This is a genomic window from Micromonospora sp. IBSANI012 (genome assembly GCF_052814045.1).
The window spans coordinates 5309057-5326481 of record NZ_CP199933.1; the positions used below are offsets into that span (position 1 = coordinate 5309057).

Here is a 17425-nt window from a genome sequence, read left to right on the forward strand (position 1 = left end):
CATCGTATGCCGACCTTACCTGGGCGCACCTCGCAAGGCCGCGTCGCCGCAGCTCGCGGGGTGGCGCACGAGGTAGCGCGCGGCGTCGTGCGGCAGCGCCGGGGCGCCGTCGACCACCAGGTCCACGTGCACGGCGGTGCGGTCGGCGACGAAGTGCGCGCGTTCCCCGGCGTGCCAGCGGCGCAGCTCCGGCAGGATCTGCGGGCCGTCGCGGTCCAGCGCCCGGGCCCGCCGCAGCGGCGCCGGGGCGGTGACGAACACCGCGAGGCTCAGCTCGGGGCGGATCGCCGCCCGCGCCGCGCTCACCCCCTCCACCAGCAGCACCGGCGCGACCGGCACCGGCACCGCCCGGGGCAGGAAGCCCCGCCGCACCCAGCTGTAGCGCTGGTACGCCCCGGGTTGCCCGGCCCGCAGCGGTGCCAGCACCCGCTCCTCCAGCCGGGACCAGAAGGTGAACTGGTCGTCCCACCCGTCGAGCAGGTCGTCGGTGTGCACCACCGGTGGCCGCTCGCCGCCGGGCAGCGCGGCGAGGGCGTCCGCGAGCCGCGCGGCGAACACGCTCTTGCCCGCGCCGCTCGGCCCGTCGACCGCCACCAGTCGGGTACGCCCCAGCCGCGCCGGACGGGCCAGCACCCGGCGGGCCAGCGCCGCGTACGCCTCGACCACCGCCACCCGCGGCCGGCCGGGCTCCGCGCCGGCGTCCTCCCGGTCTCCTGTCACCCGGCCGACGCTAGCGCCGCCGGGAGCCGCGCGGACCCCCGGCCCGGTGGCCGTCTGCCCTGGTCGCGCCGGGTAATCGCGGTGTTGTCCCCCGTGAGCCTGGTTCCGTCTTCCGCCCGGCCGTTTCGCCCGGCGGTCGCTCCTGGTGACCGGCATGATCTGGATGTGCTGCATGACGTGATGAGTCCGGGCGTGGACGCCCTGCTGGAACAGGCCCGTGCCGGGCTGCGCCGGCTGAGTCCGCAGGAGACGGTCGAGGCGGTGCGGGCCGGCGCCCTGCTGGTCGACACCCGTACCGAGTCGCAGCGACGCGAGCAGGGTGAGCTGCCCGGCGCGGTCGTCATCGACCGGACGGTGCTGGAGTGGCGGCTGGACCCGGCGAGCGAGTGGCGCGTCCCCGAGGCGACCGGGTACGACCGGGAGATCGTCGTGGTGTGCCGGGAGGGCTACAGCTCCAGCCTCGCCGCGGCGAGCCTGCAGGCGCTGGGGCTGCGCAACGCGACCGACATGATCGGCGGGGTGCAGGCGTGGCGGGAGGCGGGGCTGCCGTTCTCCGACGAGCCCGCCGACATCCGCCCCTGAGTCCATTACCGGCCCGACCGCGCCGCGCTTGACCGCCTCGGTCCGACCGGGCCGCGTGCGACCGGGCCACGTGTGGCCCGGCGGCGTGGCCCCGTTGGCGGGCCGGTCAGGTCGCTGGCGGGGCCCCGGGCGGGATGAACGGCAGGTCGGCCGGCGCGCCGGTCTCGACCAGCCGCCACAGCGCGTCGGTGTCGAGGTGTTCCTCGACCAGGTCCCCGAGCAGGTCGAGCGAGCGCTCGCGGGCGGCGGCGAAGGCGGTGTCCGGCGCCACCCGGAAACCGTGCCGCCCGGCGGTCCGGGCCACCTCGGTGAGGAACCGGCGGCGGAACTCGTCGGACTCGAACGCGCCGTGCCAGTGGGTGCCGTACACCGCGCCGAGCCGCGCGCCCTCACCGTCGCCGGCGGCGTACGTCAGGAGCGGGGGCAGGCCCGGGTCGGCGGTCGAGACGTACCCGTGGTGGATCTCGTAGCCGCGCACCGGGACGCCATCGGCGGCGGTGCCCACCGCCTGCCGGACGGTCTTGCGCGGGTCGAAGGTGATCTCGACCGGGAGCAGGCCCAGCCCGGGGACGCTGCCCCGGCGGCTCTCCACCGGGTCGTGGATGGCCCGGCCGAGCATCTGGAAGCCGCCGCAGATGCCGAGCAGCGGCCGGCCGGCGGCGGCGTGCGCGGTGACGGCGTCGGCGAGGCCGGTCTCGCGCAGCCAGGTCAGGTCGGCGACGGTGGACTTGGAGCCGGGCAGGACGATCAGGTCGGCGGCGGCCAATTCGGCGGGCTCGACGGTCAGCCGGACCCGCACGCCCGGCTCGGTGGCGAGCGCCTCGACGTCGGTGGCGTTGCTGATCCGGGGCAACCGGACCACGGCGACGTCCAGCCAGTCGGTGCCGCGTGGCGCGGCCGGCCGGCCGAGCACCCGCCCGTACGCGAGGGAGTCCTCGGCGTCGAGCCAGAGGTCGAGGTGCCAGGGCAGCACCCCGTACGTCGGGCGGCTGGTGACCCCCCGCAGCATCTCCAGCCCCGGCTGGAGCAGCCCCGGGTCACCCCGGAACTTGTTGATCACGAAGCCGGCGACCAGCGCCTGGTCGGCCGGGTCGAGCAGGGCGACGGTGCCGAACATCGAGGCGAACACCCCGCCCCGGTCGATGTCGCCGACCACGATGGTGGGCAGGCCGGCGTGCCGGGCCAGCCCCATGTTGACGTAGTCGCCGGCCCGCAGGTTGATCTCGGCCGGGCTGCCGGCGCCCTCGCAGATCACCACGTCGTACGCCTCGCGCAGCTCGGCCAGGGCCGCGTACGCGGTCTCGGCGAGCTTCGGCCGAAGCTCGCGGAAGTTGCCGGCGGTGACGGTGTCGACGGCCTCGCCGAGCAGCACCACCTGGCTGGCCAGGTCGCTGCCGGGCTTGAGCAGCACCGGGTTGAACCGCAGGTCGGGGGCGAGCCCGCAGGCCGCGGCCTGCATCGCCTGGGCGCGGCCAATCTCGCCCCCGCGGCCGTCGGGGCCGACGACCACCGCGGAGTTGTTGGACATGTTCTGCGCCTTGAACGGGGCCACCGCGACCCCCCGACGGTGCAGCCACCGGCAGATGCCAGCGGTGAGCACGCTCTTGCCGGCGTCGGAGGTGGTGCCGGCGACCAGCAGCCCGCCGCTCACCGTCCACTCCCCCGACCGACGGCGCCCAGTCCGCGCAGCCCCCGCCGGCCCACCGCCGCCACCAGCCGCCCGCCGGTCAGCGGCCAGGCGGCCGCGATCCCGAGCGCGGCCAGCCCGACGGCGCCGGAGATCCGGGCGGCCCGCTTCAGGTGCCGCGCCTCGGGGCGGGGGCCGTCGCCGAGGAACGGCCGCACCTCGGAGCGGCCGAAGTACACGTTGCGCCCGCCCAGCCGGACGCCGAGGGCACCGGCCATCGCCGCCTCGCACTGGCCGGCGTTGGGGCTGGGGTGGTCGTCGCGGTCACGGCACCAGACGTGCCAGGCGCGGGCCCGGTCGCCGTGCGCGGTCGGGGAGAGGGCGACGGTGAGCAGCCCGGTCAGCCGCGCCGGCGCCAGGTTGAGCAGGTCGTCGAGGCGGGCGGACGGGGTACCGAAGCGGGCGTAGCGGGGCGAGCGGTGGCCGACCATGGCGTCGAGCGTGTTGGCCGCGCGGTAGCCGAGCAGGCCGGGCAGGCCGGCGACCGCTCCCCAGAGCAGCGGGGCGACCACCGCGTCGGAGGTGTTCTCGGCGACCGACTCGACGGTGGCCCGGGCCAGCTCGGACTCGTCGAGCGCGGACGGGTCCCGCCCGCAGAGGTGGCCCAGGCGGCGCCGGGCCGCCGGCAGGTCGCCGCCGCGCAGGGCGGACCCCATCACGCCGGCCTCGTGCCGCAGCGTGCGCCCGCCCAGCACCGTCCAGGTGCCGGCGGCCACGAGCAGGCCCCGCAGCACCGGGTGCCGCCGGGTCGCCACGGTGGCGGCGGCGCCGAGCAGCACCGGCGCGCCGACGGCGAGCGTGGTGAAAACCGCGCCGGCGGCCCGGTCGGGGCGGTACACCCGCCGTTCGAGGGCACCGGCCGCGCGGCCGTAGCCGGCCACTGGGTGCCAGCGACGCGGGTCGCCGAGCAGGGAGTCCAGGGCGTACCCCGCCACCAGCCCTGCCGCGTTCGCCACGGCGGTCGCCTGACGCACCTCGCACCACCTCCGGCCGGCCAGCCTAGCCGTACGGCGGGGTGACCGACGCCGCCGTCGCCACCCCGCCCCCGTCCGTACGTCCCGTCGGGCCGCAGCGGCGCCACCTGCGCGGCTCACCGCTCCGGCCCGCCGGGTCAGGCCGGCACCGGCACCCGGCCGCGCCCGCGCCGACCCCGTCCGGCCGGCGCGACGGCGGTCTCCTCCGGTGCGGCGTCCAGCTCGCCCTCCCCGGCGCTCTGTTCGCCGTCCCCCGGCACCGGGGCCAGCTCGTCGCCGGACCCCGGCGCGTCGTCGCCCTCCTCGTCGAACGGGTCGGTCAGCTCCTCCAGTCCGGTGCCGGGCAGTTCGTGGCCGGCGCCGGGCACGGCGAAGCCGGAGAACTCGAAGTCCTCGTCGAACGGGCGGTCGTCCGGCGCGGCCGGCGCCTGCTCGTGCGGCACCGGCTCGGTCGGCTCGCCCTGCACCCGGCCGGCCGCCTCGGCGTCCTCCACGGTGCTGGTGGCCATGGTCGGCTTGTTGCGCAGGAACCGGGCCCGCCCCCGGGACAGGTCGTGCCCGACGGCGACCGCCTCCAGCTCGTAGAGGGTGCGGTGGTTGCCCGCGTCGTCGGTCCAGTCGCGGGTGTAGAGGCGGCCGGCCACCACCACCGGGTCGCCGACCATCACCGAGGCGGCCACCCCCTCGGCCAGCTTGCGCCAGCAGTTGACCCGGACGCGGAGGCTGTTGCCGTCCACCCACCGGCCGCTGTCCCGGTCGAGCCGGCGGGCGGTCGAGGCGACCTTGAAGTTGGCGACCAGGGTCTTGCTCTGCGTGGTACGGCGCCACTCGGGGGCCGTCAGCACATTGCCGACGATCGTGACGTAGGTATCGAACATCGTCCCCTCCCAGGGGTTCAGGGCCTGCCGTGGCGAGTCGACTCGGTGCCGAGCCTGGCCGGGTCGGCGCCGCGCCGGGAGCGGACCGGTCCGGCCTGTGGACGACGGGACCGCCTGTGGACAAGAACCTGATCAAGGGCCCGGTCTGCTAGGGCCGGGCGGCCCTGGGTGGCCGTACCGGGTGTGACCAGGATCGGAAGGCGGGGTCACCCGGCGTGGGATCGACTCCGGCTGGGTATGGATTTGATCAACCGAGAGCCAGCACGGCACGAGGTTCGATGAGAAAGGTCAGTGACGATGATTCTCAGCTCGCGTACCACCGGCCCCGTCCGCACCGAGCGGGAGGTGCGGCGATGAGCGCGGTGACCAACCCGGCGACCGTTGCCGAGTGCCTGCGCGTCGGCGCCGGCTTCTCCCAGGGCGACCGGAACTGGATCGTGGAGCAGTTCGCGACCCTGGACGCGCGGCTGGCCGCGTTCCACGCCGACGCCACCGAGCTGGAGGTGTCGGTCAAGGACCGCGAGGCGCGCGGGCAGAAGGTCACGCTGGAGTGCTGGATCGCCGGTCGGCAGAAGATCGTCACCACCTCCAGCGAGGAGGACCTGCGCGCGGCGCTCCACGACGCCCGCGACGACCTGCGCCGGCGGCTCAACGACGCCAAGACGCGGCAGGAGCCCCGGCACAACAAGCACATCCGGGAGATCGGCCAGCCCGGCCCCGACCAGGTGGCCGACGCCGACGCCGACCTCGAACGGGTCGACGCCGAGACGGCCTGAGCCACGCCTCGACCGTCCCCGTCCGACCGGTGCGGTCAGGCGGGGACGGCACGGGGGGCTACCGCCCGGTAGCTTCCGGGCGTACCGTCGCCTTCGTGGAACCTGACGTGCTTGGGCCGCCGTACGAGCGGCAGACGATCGACCTGGGCACCGACGACGAGGGACCGGTGGTCGCCACCCTGGTCCGGCGGCGTGCCGAGCGCCCCACCGGGCGGGCCGTGCTCTACGTGCACGGCTTCGTCGACTACTTCTTCCAGACCCACGTCGCCGACTTCTTCGCCGAGCGCGGCTGGGACTTCTACGCGCTCGACCTGCGCAAGTACGGTCGCAGCCTGCTGTCGCACCAGACCCCGAACTTCTGCCGCGACCTCGGTGACTACTTCCCCGAGCTGGACGCCGCCGCGAAGATCATCCGCGAGGACGACGGGCACGACACCCTGCTCGCCATGGGCCACTCCACCGGCGGCCTGATCCTCTCGCTCTGGGCGCAGGCCCGACGCGACGCCGGCCTGGTCGACGGGCTCTTCCTGAACAGCCCGTTCTTCGACATCAACGCCCCCTGGCTGGTCCGTCGACCCCTCGCGGCCGCCGTCTCCCGGCTGGGCCGCAGCGCGCCGCAGCGCATCCTCCCCTTCGGCCTGGGCACCGTGTACGGCGAGAGCCTGCACGCCGAGCACCGCGGCGAGTGGACGTACGACCTGGCCTGGAAGCCGCTCGCCGGGTTCCCCGTCCGGGCCGGCTGGATCAACGCCATCCGCACCGCCCAGCGGCAGCTGCGCGCCGGGCTGGAGATCCCGGTGCCCGTGCTGCTGGCCTGCTCGACCCGCAGCTTCAAGGGCACCAAGTGGCACGACAACGCGGCCCTGGCCGACGCCGTCCTGGACGTCGAGCACATGGTGCGCTGGGCGCCCCGGCTCGGTCACCACGTCACCCTGGCCCGCTTCGACGGCGGCATGCACGACCTGACGCTCTCCGGCCCCGCCGTACGCGAGAAGGTCTTCGCCGAGGTCGGGCGGTGGGCCGAGGCGTTCCTCGGCGCGGGCCCGACGAACGCCGGCCCCGACACGGCGGCCCCGGCCGGCGCCGGCGGCGCCGCGGTCCCGGGCAGCCGGGAGCCGGCCGCGGACACCGCACCGGCGGGAGCGCCGCAGGCCGGCTGACCGGCGCTCAGCCGCCGGTCGGCAGCTCGGCGGTGATCCGGTCGAAGGTGGCCACCGGGTGGCCGCCCTCGCCGGGCAGCACCAGGCCCAGGCAGCGCAGCCCGACCTCCCCCGCCGGGTCGGCCTGCACGCCGAAGACGGGCGCGCCGACGTATCCGGCGGGCAGCTCGCCGGTGATCCGCAGGCCGTCGCCCGCGCGGACGGCCCGCTCGACCGCGACCTCCAGCGGCCGCGACCCGTCGTCGCGGACACCCAGCGCCAGCACGATCGCGGTGACCGGCTCCGCGCCGATCCGGGCGACGTCGTCCGCGCCGGCCGCGACCGCGTCCGGCACCGGTTGGGTACGCCAGCGCCAGCCCTGCCCGGCCGCCCGCTCATGCAGCCCGGCGGTGGGCAGCACCGCCACCCCGAGGTCGGGCAGGTGCCCCCACCGGTCGGTGAAGTGCGGCAGGACCACCGCGTCGGGGGCCACCCCGGCGGGCTCGGTGACACTCGGCCGCAGCCCGACCTCGCCGGCCTCGACCCGGGTCAGGACGTCGGCGGTGAGCAGGTACTCCCCCGTCGGATGCGCGAAGAAGAACGCAGTGCCGGCGGGCCCGTCGTCGGCCGGCCCCGCCGGGCGGACCGGCAGGATCGCCCGCCCCAGGAGCTGGCACAGCTCGTAGGCGACCTCGTTCTCGGCGTCCGGTTCCAGCAGCACGAAACCGAGGGTACGGGGCGCGCCCGGCCGGAACCCGGATGACCGGACGCGCGGCGGCGTGCGACGCTGATCACCGCGCCGCAGCGGGCACCCGTTCCCCCGCGGCCCGGGGGTGCGGCGGTACCCTCTTGGCGCGACACGCACGCCGCGCGCCCGTAGCTCAGCGGATAGAGCAGGGGACTTCTAATCCCAAGGCCGCAGGTTCGAATCCTGCCGGGCGCACCGATGTCACCGCAGGTCAGCGGTTTTCCGCACCCGGTCGAGACGATCATCAAGCCATCACCGGTGAAGGCGCCCGGAGACTCATCGTCCACGCGGCCTCCAGTACTAGGCGCCGGACGGCATCTGTCTGGTCCCACCACATGCCTGACGAATCCGTTCCAGCACACGTATGACAGCCGGCCTTGTTGCTCGGTCATCCTCGGTGACGACCGCGCGATGGTGGCGGCGCACTCACAGGCCGAGATCAGTGCATCAGTGTGTGAGGGATGCGGCGCGTCGGGAAGCTTCGATAATTCGTTGCTCGCTTGTTGGAGGCGGCCGTCCGGCACGCACTCGGCGCGGCGGGTGCGGGTCCGGCCCGTAGCAGCGGGTGAAGGGGATAAATGGCTTGCACAGGCGCCGGGCTGAGAGTTTGACTGCTCGCCATGCCTTTCCCCTCACCGATCTTCGTTGCGGGTACGGGTCGTTCGGGAACGTCACGGATCGCCGACATCATCGGCGAACATCCGCTGATCCATCGGATTCCCATGGAGACCAAGTTTCTCATCGACCCGGGTGGCCTGCGGGACCTGGCCGACGCGCTCACCGATCGATACGACCCCACCGTCGGTGAGGACGCCCTGCACCGGCTGAGCGACTTCCTCACCGTACGAGTGCCCGGCCGGCGCGACGATCGCGGCAAAACCGTTCCCGAGCTGGTCGGCGAGCGGCGCTACCGGGACGCGGTGCAACAGCTCTGGCCGCAGTTGATCGCGTACACATACGACGAACCTGCGCCCGCGGAAGGCTTCGGGAACGCCGACCGGCCTGCCGGACCGTTCGAGCCGCTGAGCCGCCGGCGGGTACTTCCCAGGTATTTCAGCGACCGGGGCGAACTGCTCGGAATCTTGCGGGGCCTGATCGACACCATGTTCGGCGGAGCAGCCGCCGACGCGGGCAAGCCGACCTGGTGCGAGAAGACACCGTTCAACCTGCTGTGCATGGAGTTCCTCTGGGAACTGGTCCCCGAAGCGACCATCGTGCACATCAAGCGTCACCCGGTCTCAGTGCTCGCATCCCACCTGGCCCAGCCATGGGCACCGCCCACCGTCGACGGCGCGCTCGCCTACCTCAAGCCGGTCTACCACCGATGGCTCACCTGGAAGAACACGGTCGACCTGACGGGCAGGCGATACATCGAGGTGAAAGCAGAAGATCTCGCAGCCGACTGGCCCGGGCAGCGCCGCGCCCTGTTCGAACGGCTCGACGTCGACGACTTCGCCACCCCTTCAACGTTTCAGTCGCACAAGCTGACGAACCGCAACGACCAATTCGACGACGAAACCCGCGAGTTCATCGAAGAAGCACTCGGCAAGGTCATCCCGGCCATGGGATATGAGTGACGGCTCTGGCTCTCCACCTTGACGACGCCGCGTCGCGCCCCTCGAACGCCCGGTAAACGCGCCGAGAAAACCCGTTGCGAGTGGCCGGCATCAGATGTCTGGTTGATCGGCCACCAATCACGGGAGGGAACATGACGCGCATGTCGCTGCCCACCCCCACGCTGCCCACCGCTCGCCTTCGACTGCGTCCCTTCGACGACGCGGATTCGAACGACCTCTTCGCGCTGCACAGCAGCGCCTACGTGTTGCGCTACTGGGACGCGCCGCCGTGGAGCGAACGCGTGCGCTCCGAGCGGTTCATCGCGGCTTGCCGGCAGATGGCAGAGGGGGGCACCGGGGCGCGGCTGGCCGTGGATCGTGTCTCCGACGGGGCCTTCATCGGCTGGTGCAGCCTGAACCGGTGGAATCCGGACTACCGCAGTGCATCGCTGGGCTACTGCTTCGACGAGGCAGCGTGGGGCCACGGCTACGCGACGGAGGCCGCGCGCGTTTTGCTGCGGTGGGCATTCGACACGCTGGACCTGAATCGCGTCCAGGCTGAGACCGATACACGCAACGTGGCATCTGCCCGCGTGCTGGAGAAGCTCGGGTTCGTGCGTGAAGGGACGTTGCGGGAAGACTGCGTCGTGAACGGCGAGGTCTCTGACTCGTGGGTCTACGGGCTGATCAGGCGGGAGTGGCGGCCGTCGTCCGAGCCGGTTCCAGCCCGCTAAGTCCTTGCTCCCTCGCGAGACGTCGCCCGGCATCCGGGTGCTTCGCTTCGCCGCGTCGAGGGGCCGGCACCGGGCACTCTCATGCCGCCGTCCGCTCGTCACGCTCGGTCGCGGTGATCAGTTGAGCCGAGCGCGGTCGTGCCGATGAGCGGTACTACTCGGACGGGTCTCTTCCTCAACGTCCTCGGGGAACGTGCGGTCGTCGCGCAACAGGTAACCTGCAAACGGCTGCACCCTCCGCCTCGATGACCCGGTCGACGACCTCCTCCCGGAGCTGGCGGACATGACCGTGCTCGCCGATCCCCACGGGCCGCTGGGAGACACCGTCCCGGCGAAACGCGCGATAACGCTGCGGGATCTGCTGACCTACACCCTCGGCACCGGCATGGTCCCCGCCGAGCCGGGAACGGTCCCGATCGCCGACGCGCTGAACGCACTCGGCAAGCGCCGCCGGACGAGTGGATGCGCCGGCTCGGCACGCTTCCGCTCATCCACCAGCCAGGTGAGCGCTGGATGTACGACACCGCCGCCGACGTGACGGGCGTGCTCATCGCCCGGGCCACCGGCATGTCCTTCGGGGATGCCCTGCGCGAGCGGATCTGCGATCCGCTCGGAATGAAGGACACCGCCTTCAGCGTGGGCGGCGAGAGCATCGGCCGGTTGGCGACAGCGTACGAGCGCGACAATGCCGCCACCGGTGAGCCGGTCGTCGAAGACGCCCCCGACGGGCGGTGGAGTCGGCCGCCGGCGTTCGAATCAGGTGGCGGCGGGCTCGTCTCGACCGCCGACGACTACCTTGCCTTCGCCACGGCTCTGCTCGCGGGCGGCACACACCACGGCGAGCGGATGCTCCCGCGGCCGTCGGTGGCCCTGATGACCAGCGACCACCTGACCCCGGCGCAGAAACCGGTCTCCGGTTCTGGCCTGGGTACTTCGACACCATGGGCTGGGGTTTCGGGATGTCGGTCCGCACCCGCCGCACGCGCCTCGGCCCATCGGTCGGCAGCTACGGATGGCCCGGCCTCTACGGCACCGCCTGGTACAACGATCCCGCCGAGCACATGACGACGATCTTCATCATGCAGCGGGCGCACGCGGGCGACCAGAGGCTGCCGAGGTCGCACGACTTCTGGACCACTGTCTACCAGGCGATCGCCGATTGACCGCGGGGGCCGATTCCGCCAAGTCAGACGGTGGTGTCCGCACGCGCCGCCCGGAGACCGGCCAGTGACCTACTCACTCGAAGGAGTTCTCCCGGTTGGGGGCGGGACCTGCCCGCGATGACGACCAGCCGCACTCTCATAGCCAGGGCGAAGGCCAGCGGGAGGGAACAAGTCCCACCGGGGGCGGCCGGAATACGGCAGAAAGGGGCCGCGGCGGCGATCGGCGCGTGGTCGACGCCCAGCTCGCCGACCCCGCCCCTCAGTGCTCGGCACCAGGACAAAAATGGGTGGCCTTGCCAGCCCGTCCCGCCCTACCTTCTAACTGGATCTTCTTCTCCGACCCACTCACAAGAGGACTTCACCCCGCGTGACGCCGCCTGCTCTTTAGACCTGACACCTTCCCCGTGCATCGGTCGCCGACGTCGCCGTCGGCTCTTTTCCCATGCCTTCCGTCAGGTCTTCAGAGAGAATCATGTCTACGCGTCCTCATATCGTGCTGTCCTCGACCGTTCGGCGCACGCGCCTTCCCCTGCTCGCGTTCCGCTGCGTCCACTGCCATTCCGGCCTCGCCAGCACCGGCGACGGGAAGTTCCGCGTCAATCCCAACGGCAAACTCCTCGACATCTGGCTCCTGGTCGCCTGCGTTTCCTGCAACCGCACCAGCAAAATCACCGTTCACGATCGCGTCCCGGTCCGGTACCTGGATCCGATCCTGCTGGAGGGCTACTCCGGCAACTCCTCTGCCCTCGTCGCCCGCGTCCTTCTCGACCCGCTGATCGCCCGGCGCAACCGGTTCGACTCATGCTGGGAACTGCTCGCCCCGTCCCCTCCCGAAAGCCCCTGGCCCGTCCAGGTCTCGGTCATCTTCGACGACCCCGTGCCCCTTCGCCCCGAACGGCTCATCACCCAGGGGGCTGGGCATCAGCCGCGGGGAGATCGCTCGCCGCGTCAAGATCGGCATTCCGCTGAACCGCAGAACTCACAGGGACTTCTCGTTCCTCCTGCTATGAGCCGCCGCCGTGGGCCTGAGCCGGAGCGAGAGGCAAGGTGGCCTTGCCCCGGACTGCATCACGCGGCGGCCCGCGCGCGGTCGCTCATGACCGGGCGCGAACGAAGGTCAGGGCCGGCCCGATACCGGCGACGAAGGTGAACGCCCGGGTGCATACATCCGGACGTGCCGATGTGAGCACACCTGACCTTGCTTCAAGGCGCTTCTCCGATGTCAGGCGATCGCGCGGGTGCGGCCGCCCCGCACGACCACCAGGGTCGGGCACGACGCGAACCACACCAAGGTTCTCCACCGAGACCACTGGGCGAGCCGGCCGATCCGCCCACCTGCCCCCGTCCCGCCTCGGAGCGAGACAGCGCTTCCGCAGGTGCCCACGCCGAGTAATCGAGCCTGTGTGGACGGACATCGTGGCCGCTCGTCCTGACGGCGCCCGACTAGAATTCATGCCACATCAGGCGCGACCTGCCGATTCTCGGTGTCGCTGCCACTTCCCAGTCTTGCAACTAGCCCATCGTAAACCCGGTCAACGTGCCGTCCACGCGGCGTGGCAAGCAGACGAGTGACCAGGTCCACTCACCGCCATGGGATCGACGACGGATCATGTGCTACGGTAGCCGAGTTGCAGTTTTGATTTCCGTAGACGTTTTCCGGCGCCTGATGGGGCATCTGAAACCCATCCAGGCGCTTTTCGTTTTTCGTGTCGTTTCGACGCGGGTGATCAACGCGGCGGCGTAAGGGTCCGCACAGTGCGGTCTCTAACAGCCTGCGAAGGAGCAGACATGACTACAGGTACCGTGAAGTGGTTCAACGCCGACAAGGGCTTCGGCTTCATCAGCCCGGACGACGGCGGCGCCGACGTCTTCGCCCACTTCTCCGCGATCTCGGCGAGCGGCTTCCGCAGCCTCGACGAGAATCAGAAGGTGGAGTTCGACATCACCCAAGGCCAGAAGGGCCCGCAGGCGGAGAACATCCGCCCGCTTTGATCCACACTCTGCGAACGGCGGCCCGACTGGTTCAGCGGGCCGCCGTTCGGCGTTTCATGCGCTCACCACGGCATCGCGAAAGTCGTCTGATCGGCAGAAGGCCGGCCATCTCGGTGTGGAGCCAGCTCAGCATCGCCCCCGTGTTCTCTTCTCTGGATCGATTCGGACCTCGGGCGCTAGTCTGCCCAGGCCGACTGTCAGCTCGCCCAAGGCGCGCCTCTGGCTCATGAACCAGACAGACACAGACATCGACCCTTATCGCTAACGAGCCGAATTCCGCATCGCCGCCGCCCTGACGGTCGAGGCACGTACGGTCGCGGTCCAGGTGGAGCACACCATGGTCGGACTCGACGCCTCGCCTCCTGATGACTGTCAGACAGCCGGGACCCGGGGTGCACGGCGCTACATCCTGAAGGGTTGATGACTATGACGACGACCTACTCGGGTCCTGCGAGGCTGATCCTGGTCGACGGCGCATGCATATCCGGCATGGCTTCCCTCAGTACCAACCAGCGCGGAGGACTCAACGGCTGGGGCGGCACGTTCCGTCCGGACGAGATCACGACAGACCTTCGCAACGCAGTCGAAGGTCTGCAATTGGAACTGCCCTACGATCGGATGGGGACAGTCGCCGTCACCGGCATACGCAAGCTACTCGCCACGCAGGTGTTGATGTCGTTGGCAGGCCACGGACCCGCACCATTCTGATCGTGCGCCGCACGGCCGCCGCTACATCGCCGCCGCGACGCGCTCACTCTGCTCTGACGCAGCGGCGAGGGCAGGACCGTGTTGATCGGTAGACTCTGCCAGGAACCGTTAACTCTCATGCCGCGATGAGCGCTCGTGGCGCGGACAGTCACGGCCTCTGCGGTGTCATGAGGATCATGTCAGTCATCAGGTGGGACGCGGGTGTCAAGCAGGTCCCGCCACACGCCAACGCCAGACGCATCCCGTTGCCGAATTCCGCTCTACCAGATCAAGGCGGCCCGCAAGCGGGCCGCGCCGGCCCGGCTCCGGCCTGCTGGCGACCTCCGGCCGGCATCGGCCGGGCCGGCCGGCCACACTGGCGGAGCACCAAGGGCATGAAGGGCTGAGACGGGACGATCGCCGTCGGGGTTGCTCTCCATCGAGGGCAGGGCGATCGCTGCCGCGCAGCAGAGCTGCTTGCCTCCGAGCCACGTGGGCGCTGTCCTCGGTTCGATGACGACGGGGACCGGGGCGTGACCCATCCCCCCGGGTGCCCAATCCTCTACGCCACCCAGCCGGCGTCAAGGGCGCTGCGCGTCGGCACGCCGGCGGGTTCAATCGGTCAGCGCAACGGTCTTGGTGGGTCAGCGAGAATCTCGTTGATCTATTGAGGGAGACGTTGATGACCGCCCATCTGACGGTGGAGCAGCGGCAGTTGGCCCGACGGCTGAGCGCGAAGGGCTTGTCTCTGCGGGAGATCGGCCGGCAGGTCGGCTGCTCGCACGAGGTCGTCCGAACCGTGGTTAGACGCGACTCGAAGCGGCCCGTGCGGTCCGACTCCTGGCAGCCCGGGCCGGGACTGCTGACCCTGGCCGATCGGGAGGAGATCAGTCTCGGCCTGCGTGCCGGCGACACGTTCACCGCCATCGCGATCAGGCTGGGCAAAGCAGTCTCCACGGTGTCGCGGGAGGTGGCCGGCAACGGCGGCCGCGATGATTACCGCGCATGGCGTGCCCACCGACGGGCTCGTGACCGCGCTCGTCGTCCTAAGACGCCGAAGCTGGCCTGTGCCCGACTCGCGGCCCAGGTCACGCGGTGGCTGCAAGAGTGGTGGTCGCCGGAGGAGATCGCCGGCCGGTTGCGGATGGAGTTCGCCGACGATCCGATGATGCACGTGAGCCACGAGACGATCTATCAGGCCCTGTTCGTGCAGGGCCGGGGCGAACTACGTCGCGAGCTGGCTCGATGCCTGCGCACCGGACGGGTCAAACGGCGTGCACGTCGACGCCCGGAGAAGACGGGCCAGCTCCGAGACATGGTCATGATCAGCGAACGGCCACCAGAAGCGGACGACCGCGCAGTCCCCGGCCACTGGGAGGGTGACCTGCTCATCGGTGGGGACTGTCGCTCCGCGGTCGGAACCTTGGTCGAGCGCACTACCCGTTACGTGATGTTGCTGCACCTTCCCGGCGGGCGCAACGCCTACGGCGTGGACCAGGCGATGCGGCACGCGATCAGCACGCTGCCAGCGCAACTACGCCGAAGCATCACCTGGGACCAGGGCAAGGAGAGGGCCCCCCACGCTCAATTCACGATCGCCACCGGCATCCAGGTCTACTTCTGCGACCCCCACAAGCCTTGGCAACGCGGCTCGAACGAGAACACCAACGGCCTACTGCGCCAGTACATGCCCAAGGGAACGGACCTGTCCGTGCACACCGCCGAGGACCTCGCCCGCTACGAACGAAGCTTGAACAACCGCCCACGCAAAACGCTCGGCTACATGACACCATCAGAGCGACTCGCCGAGCTCCTTGCGCACACCGGTTGAACCCGCCCGCCGATGGCCTACGGCCACCCTTGACACCGACAGGGCACCGCAGTCCTTGGCAGCCATCCCGGGGACGGGGGCAGACTGGCGGCCACCTTCCGCGAGCGAGGCTGGACGCTCTGCGACTGCCCGACGAGGGCCTGCCTTACGCGTGTCCCATGGGCACAGGCGCTGCCGTCACGCTCTCGTTCTGCTCGATGCGCCGGTTCCGAAGTGCCTCGCGGATGATTCGCCCGACGGGCGAGGGTTCGTCGTCGGCCACGGTGAGGTCGAAGGGCCGGTGTTCGAAGGCCGGCGGCGGTGGCAGGCCCGGCTGTCCGAGGAGGCGGGGTCTACGGCCGTGGTTGGGTTGTGCCGCGTGCACCAGGAACGGGTGGCACACGTATACGTCTCCGGGACCACCAGTGGCGAGCGCCAGCGGCCGATGCGCCGAGGCCGCGTCGACCTGCGGACTCAACCGGTTCCCGTGCTCCCCCCGATCACCGTGGGGCAGCAGCACCGGCGGCACGTCCCAGTGCGACCCGACCCTGATCCGCGTCGGCGCGTCGCCCTCGTCCACCTCGGTGAAGAGGAAAAGCATGAGCAGCACCCGTGCCCTGGAGTGCACGTTTGTCCAGTAGCCGGAGGTGCCTGGAATTTCGTAGCTGCCCTCGATGTGCCAACCGGCGTCCGGCGGCTCCACCGGGTGCGGGAACCGCAACGGAAACGACCCGATCGAGTCCCGTGCGGCCCACCGGCCCGGCCCCACCAGCGCATCGAACGCGTCGTGCAGGACTGGGGCGTTCACGGCCTGAACGAATGGCTCCTGGCTCATGCCCCCAACCCAGACGACCGGCTGGGTCCATGTCGACGGGTCGTCGGGGTCTGCACCCGTCTCGGCCCACAGCAGGTCAACACACGCGTCGATCACATCGCGCGGCACCGCTTGATCCAGCTTGACGAACCCATCCTCGACGAAACGCTGAACGAGAGCTGCATCCATGCGGTGACCATCGTGGATCAACCGCAGCGGCTCAAGCCACTTACCGCTCGCCCACCCGAACCCGGTCCTACAGCCTGGGTTTCAATGCCAGCGACGCATACAGCCATCCGTACAGCCAAAGCTCCACACTCATGCCGACGTTGCCCGACAACCACGGACGGGCTGACCAGGGATACAGCCGCGCGACAGCCAGCGCTGATCTTCTTCTAATCCCAAGTCCGCAGGTTCGAATCCTGCCGGGCGCACCGATGTCACCGCAGGTCAGCGGCTTTCCGCTCCCGGTCCAGACGATCACCACGGCCCTGGACGGCCATTGGCACAGCCGAGGCAGCCGAAGAACAGTTTCGTGGCCTCGTCCACGGCCACCCGATCGACACATACCCCCAGAGCTAGCGGGCGAGGTCACGCCCGCTCAGCTACTCCTTCAGGTATCCGGTGGCGGGGTCGATCTCAGCGAGGAAGTTCCGGATGGCCTCCTCCATCTCAGGCAGGGTCATTGCGCAGCCGTCAGCTCTGGTGATCCCGAAGCCGTAGTCGTGCGGCCCGCTGAGCCAGTCGAAGTCGTACCCACCGGGGGCCTCAGCACGCTGACGGATGCGAAAGTCCTGCCCGTCGACCGTCATCACGATCGGATCATCCTTGGCATAACGGGGTTTCGTGTGTTCGGGCGCGAGGCCGGGCTCCGGTTCGGTTGACATGCCTGCTCCTTCCTCCGCCACCCGCGCCGTGGCGGGCATTCACGAGGCCTGGTTGCAGGCCATCACCTCGACCACGCGCACGTCGTCCTTCACGTCGATCACCGTAGCGGCCGGGTACAGCCATTCGTACAGACAAGGCCGCCGGCCAACGCCGACCCGACCCCGACAGGGCCGGACGGCCTGACCAGCAGCGGCCTGCCCCGACCAGCCCGACCGTGATCGTCTTTAACCCCAAGGCCGCAGGTTCGAATCCGGCTGCGGGCACAGGTACTAGCTGC

At 70.9% G+C, this 17425-nt stretch carries 18 protein-coding genes and 1 tRNA gene; 12 read left to right on the top strand and 7 right to left on the bottom strand.

Annotation, left to right across the window (positions count from 1 at the left end; genetic code table 11):
• Positions 1-15 precede the first annotated feature (15 nt).
• Positions 16-720 carry a uridine kinase family protein gene (locus ACTWM8_RS24465; RefSeq protein ID WP_446211056.1) on the bottom strand — a complete coding sequence of 235 codons (705 nt, stop codon included), beginning with the start codon at positions 718-720 and terminating at the stop codon, positions 16-18.
• A 180-nt stretch (positions 721-900) separates the two neighbouring features.
• Here ACTWM8_RS24465 and ACTWM8_RS24470 point away from each other — a divergent pair, with 180 nt between their 5' ends.
• Positions 901-1302, top strand: coding sequence for a rhodanese-like domain-containing protein (locus ACTWM8_RS24470; protein WP_446214661.1), 402 nt, complete (start codon positions 901-903; stop codon positions 1300-1302).
• 106 nt (positions 1303-1408) lie between these two features.
• Here the strand turns inward: ACTWM8_RS24470 and ACTWM8_RS24475 are convergent, their stop codons facing one another.
• The 3 genes from ACTWM8_RS24475 to ssb form a co-directional block, all read right to left on the bottom strand.
• Entirely contained in the window at positions 1409-2953 is a 1545-nt protein-coding gene (locus tag ACTWM8_RS24475) for a cobyric acid synthase (RefSeq protein WP_446211057.1), read from the bottom strand.
• Positions 2950-3963 carry a cobalamin biosynthesis protein gene (locus ACTWM8_RS24480; protein ID WP_446211058.1) on the bottom strand — a complete coding sequence of 338 codons (1014 nt, stop codon included), beginning with the start codon at positions 3961-3963 and terminating at the stop codon, positions 2950-2952. Before ACTWM8_RS24480 ends, ACTWM8_RS24475 begins: the two co-directional genes overlap by 4 nt.
• A 137-nt stretch (positions 3964-4100) precedes the next feature.
• Entirely contained in the window at positions 4101-4841 is a 741-nt protein-coding gene (gene ssb / locus ACTWM8_RS24485) for a single-stranded DNA-binding protein (RefSeq protein WP_446211059.1), read from the bottom strand.
• 353 nt (positions 4842-5194) lie between these two features.
• Between ssb and ACTWM8_RS24490 the strand changes: the two genes are divergently transcribed.
• Positions 5195-5617: an HPF/RaiA family ribosome-associated protein gene (locus ACTWM8_RS24490; protein ID WP_446211060.1), complete on the top strand. Its 423-nt coding sequence runs from the start codon at positions 5195-5197 to the stop codon at positions 5615-5617.
• A gap of 95 nt (positions 5618-5712) precedes the next feature.
• Positions 5713-6777 (top strand): alpha/beta hydrolase, encoded by a 1065-nt coding sequence (locus tag ACTWM8_RS24495; protein WP_446211061.1) that lies wholly within the window; start codon positions 5713-5715, stop codon positions 6775-6777.
• A 7-nt stretch (positions 6778-6784) separates the two neighbouring features.
• Here ACTWM8_RS24495 and ACTWM8_RS24500 read toward each other — a convergent pair whose 3' ends face one another.
• Entirely contained in the window at positions 6785-7477 is a 693-nt protein-coding gene (locus ACTWM8_RS24500) for a hypothetical protein (RefSeq protein WP_446211062.1), read from the bottom strand.
• 149 nt (positions 7478-7626) lie between these two features.
• On the opposite strand from ACTWM8_RS24500, the gene ACTWM8_RS24505 reads away from it, so the two are divergent.
• The 9 genes from ACTWM8_RS24505 (at position 7627) to ACTWM8_RS24545 (ending at position 15467) form a co-directional block, all read left to right on the top strand.
• A tRNA-Arg gene (locus tag ACTWM8_RS24505) sits at positions 7627-7699 on the top strand.
• A gap of 425 nt (positions 7700-8124) precedes the next feature.
• Entirely contained in the window at positions 8125-9081 is a 957-nt protein-coding gene (locus tag ACTWM8_RS24510; RefSeq protein WP_446211063.1) for a sulfotransferase family protein, read from the top strand.
• Between the two features lie 140 nt (positions 9082-9221).
• Positions 9222-9794, top strand: a complete 573-nt coding sequence (locus ACTWM8_RS24515) for a GNAT family N-acetyltransferase (RefSeq protein WP_446211064.1) — start codon at positions 9222-9224, stop codon at positions 9792-9794.
• A gap of 283 nt (positions 9795-10077) precedes the next feature.
• Positions 10078-10332, top strand: coding sequence for a hypothetical protein (locus tag ACTWM8_RS24520; RefSeq protein WP_446211065.1), 255 nt, complete (start codon positions 10078-10080; stop codon positions 10330-10332).
• The gene (locus tag ACTWM8_RS24525) at positions 10257-10859 is read left to right on the top strand and encodes a serine hydrolase domain-containing protein (RefSeq protein ID WP_446211066.1); all 603 of its coding nucleotides are present in this window, start codon (positions 10257-10259) and stop codon (positions 10857-10859) included. The genes ACTWM8_RS24520 and ACTWM8_RS24525 overlap by 76 nt, the downstream gene beginning before the upstream one ends.
• 591 nt (positions 10860-11450) lie before the next feature.
• A complete protein-coding gene (locus ACTWM8_RS24530; RefSeq protein ID WP_446211067.1) occupies positions 11451-12107 on the top strand; it encodes a DUF1062 domain-containing protein in 657 nt (218 codons plus the stop codon).
• A gap of 638 nt (positions 12108-12745) precedes the next feature.
• Entirely contained in the window at positions 12746-12949 is a 204-nt protein-coding gene (gene cspE, locus ACTWM8_RS24535) for a transcription antiterminator/RNA stability regulator CspE (protein ID WP_013283833.1), read from the top strand.
• Positions 12950-13375: 426 nt separating this feature from the next.
• Complete coding sequence (locus ACTWM8_RS24540; protein WP_446211068.1) at positions 13376-13657, top strand: hypothetical protein; 282 nt, start codon at positions 13376-13378, stop codon at positions 13655-13657.
• Between the two features lie 661 nt (positions 13658-14318).
• Positions 14319-15467 carry an IS30 family transposase gene (locus ACTWM8_RS24545; protein ID WP_446211069.1) on the top strand — a complete coding sequence of 383 codons (1149 nt, stop codon included), beginning with the start codon at positions 14319-14321 and terminating at the stop codon, positions 15465-15467.
• A 145-nt stretch (positions 15468-15612) separates the two neighbouring features.
• Here the strand turns inward: ACTWM8_RS24545 and ACTWM8_RS24550 are convergent, their stop codons facing one another.
• Both ACTWM8_RS24550 and ACTWM8_RS24555 read right to left on the bottom strand, forming a co-directional pair.
• Entirely contained in the window at positions 15613-16449 is an 837-nt protein-coding gene (locus ACTWM8_RS24550) for a phytanoyl-CoA dioxygenase (RefSeq protein ID WP_446211070.1), read from the bottom strand.
• A gap of 416 nt (positions 16450-16865) precedes the next feature.
• Positions 16866-17147, bottom strand: a complete 282-nt coding sequence (locus tag ACTWM8_RS24555; protein ID WP_446211071.1) for a hypothetical protein — start codon at positions 17145-17147, stop codon at positions 16866-16868.
• Positions 17148-17425: the final 278 nt, after the last annotated feature.

Bases quoted from the DNA above. Each gene is read 5' to 3' on its own strand.
- ACTWM8_RS24555 (WP_446211071.1), bottom strand. From the start codon at position 17,147: ATGTCAACCGAACCGGAGCCCGGCCTCGCGCCCGAACACACGAAACCC.
- ssb (WP_446211059.1), bottom strand. From the start codon at position 4,841: ATGTTCGATACCTACGTCACGATCGTCGGCAATGTGCTGACGGCCCCC.
- ACTWM8_RS24515 (WP_446211064.1), top strand. From the start codon at position 9,222: ATGTCGCTGCCCACCCCCACGCTGCCCACCGCTCGCCTTCGACTGCGT.
- ACTWM8_RS24510 (WP_446211063.1), top strand. From the start codon at position 8,125: ATGCCTTTCCCCTCACCGATCTTCGTTGCGGGTACGGGTCGTTCGGGA.
- ACTWM8_RS24490 (WP_446211060.1), top strand. From the start codon at position 5,195: ATGAGCGCGGTGACCAACCCGGCGACCGTTGCCGAGTGCCTGCGCGTC.
- ACTWM8_RS24550 (WP_446211070.1), bottom strand. From the start codon at position 16,449: ATGGATGCAGCTCTCGTTCAGCGTTTCGTCGAGGATGGGTTCGTCAAG.
- ACTWM8_RS24525 (WP_446211066.1), top strand. From the start codon at position 10,257: ATGCGCCGGCTCGGCACGCTTCCGCTCATCCACCAGCCAGGTGAGCGC.
- ACTWM8_RS24520 (WP_446211065.1), top strand. From the start codon at position 10,078: ATGACCGTGCTCGCCGATCCCCACGGGCCGCTGGGAGACACCGTCCCG.
- ACTWM8_RS24540 (WP_446211068.1), top strand. From the start codon at position 13,376: ATGACGACGACCTACTCGGGTCCTGCGAGGCTGATCCTGGTCGACGGC.
- ACTWM8_RS24470 (WP_446214661.1), top strand. From the start codon at position 901: ATGAGTCCGGGCGTGGACGCCCTGCTGGAACAGGCCCGTGCCGGGCTG.
- ACTWM8_RS24545 (WP_446211069.1), top strand. From the start codon at position 14,319: ATGACCGCCCATCTGACGGTGGAGCAGCGGCAGTTGGCCCGACGGCTG.
- cspE (WP_013283833.1), top strand. From the start codon at position 12,746: ATGACTACAGGTACCGTGAAGTGGTTCAACGCCGACAAGGGCTTCGGC.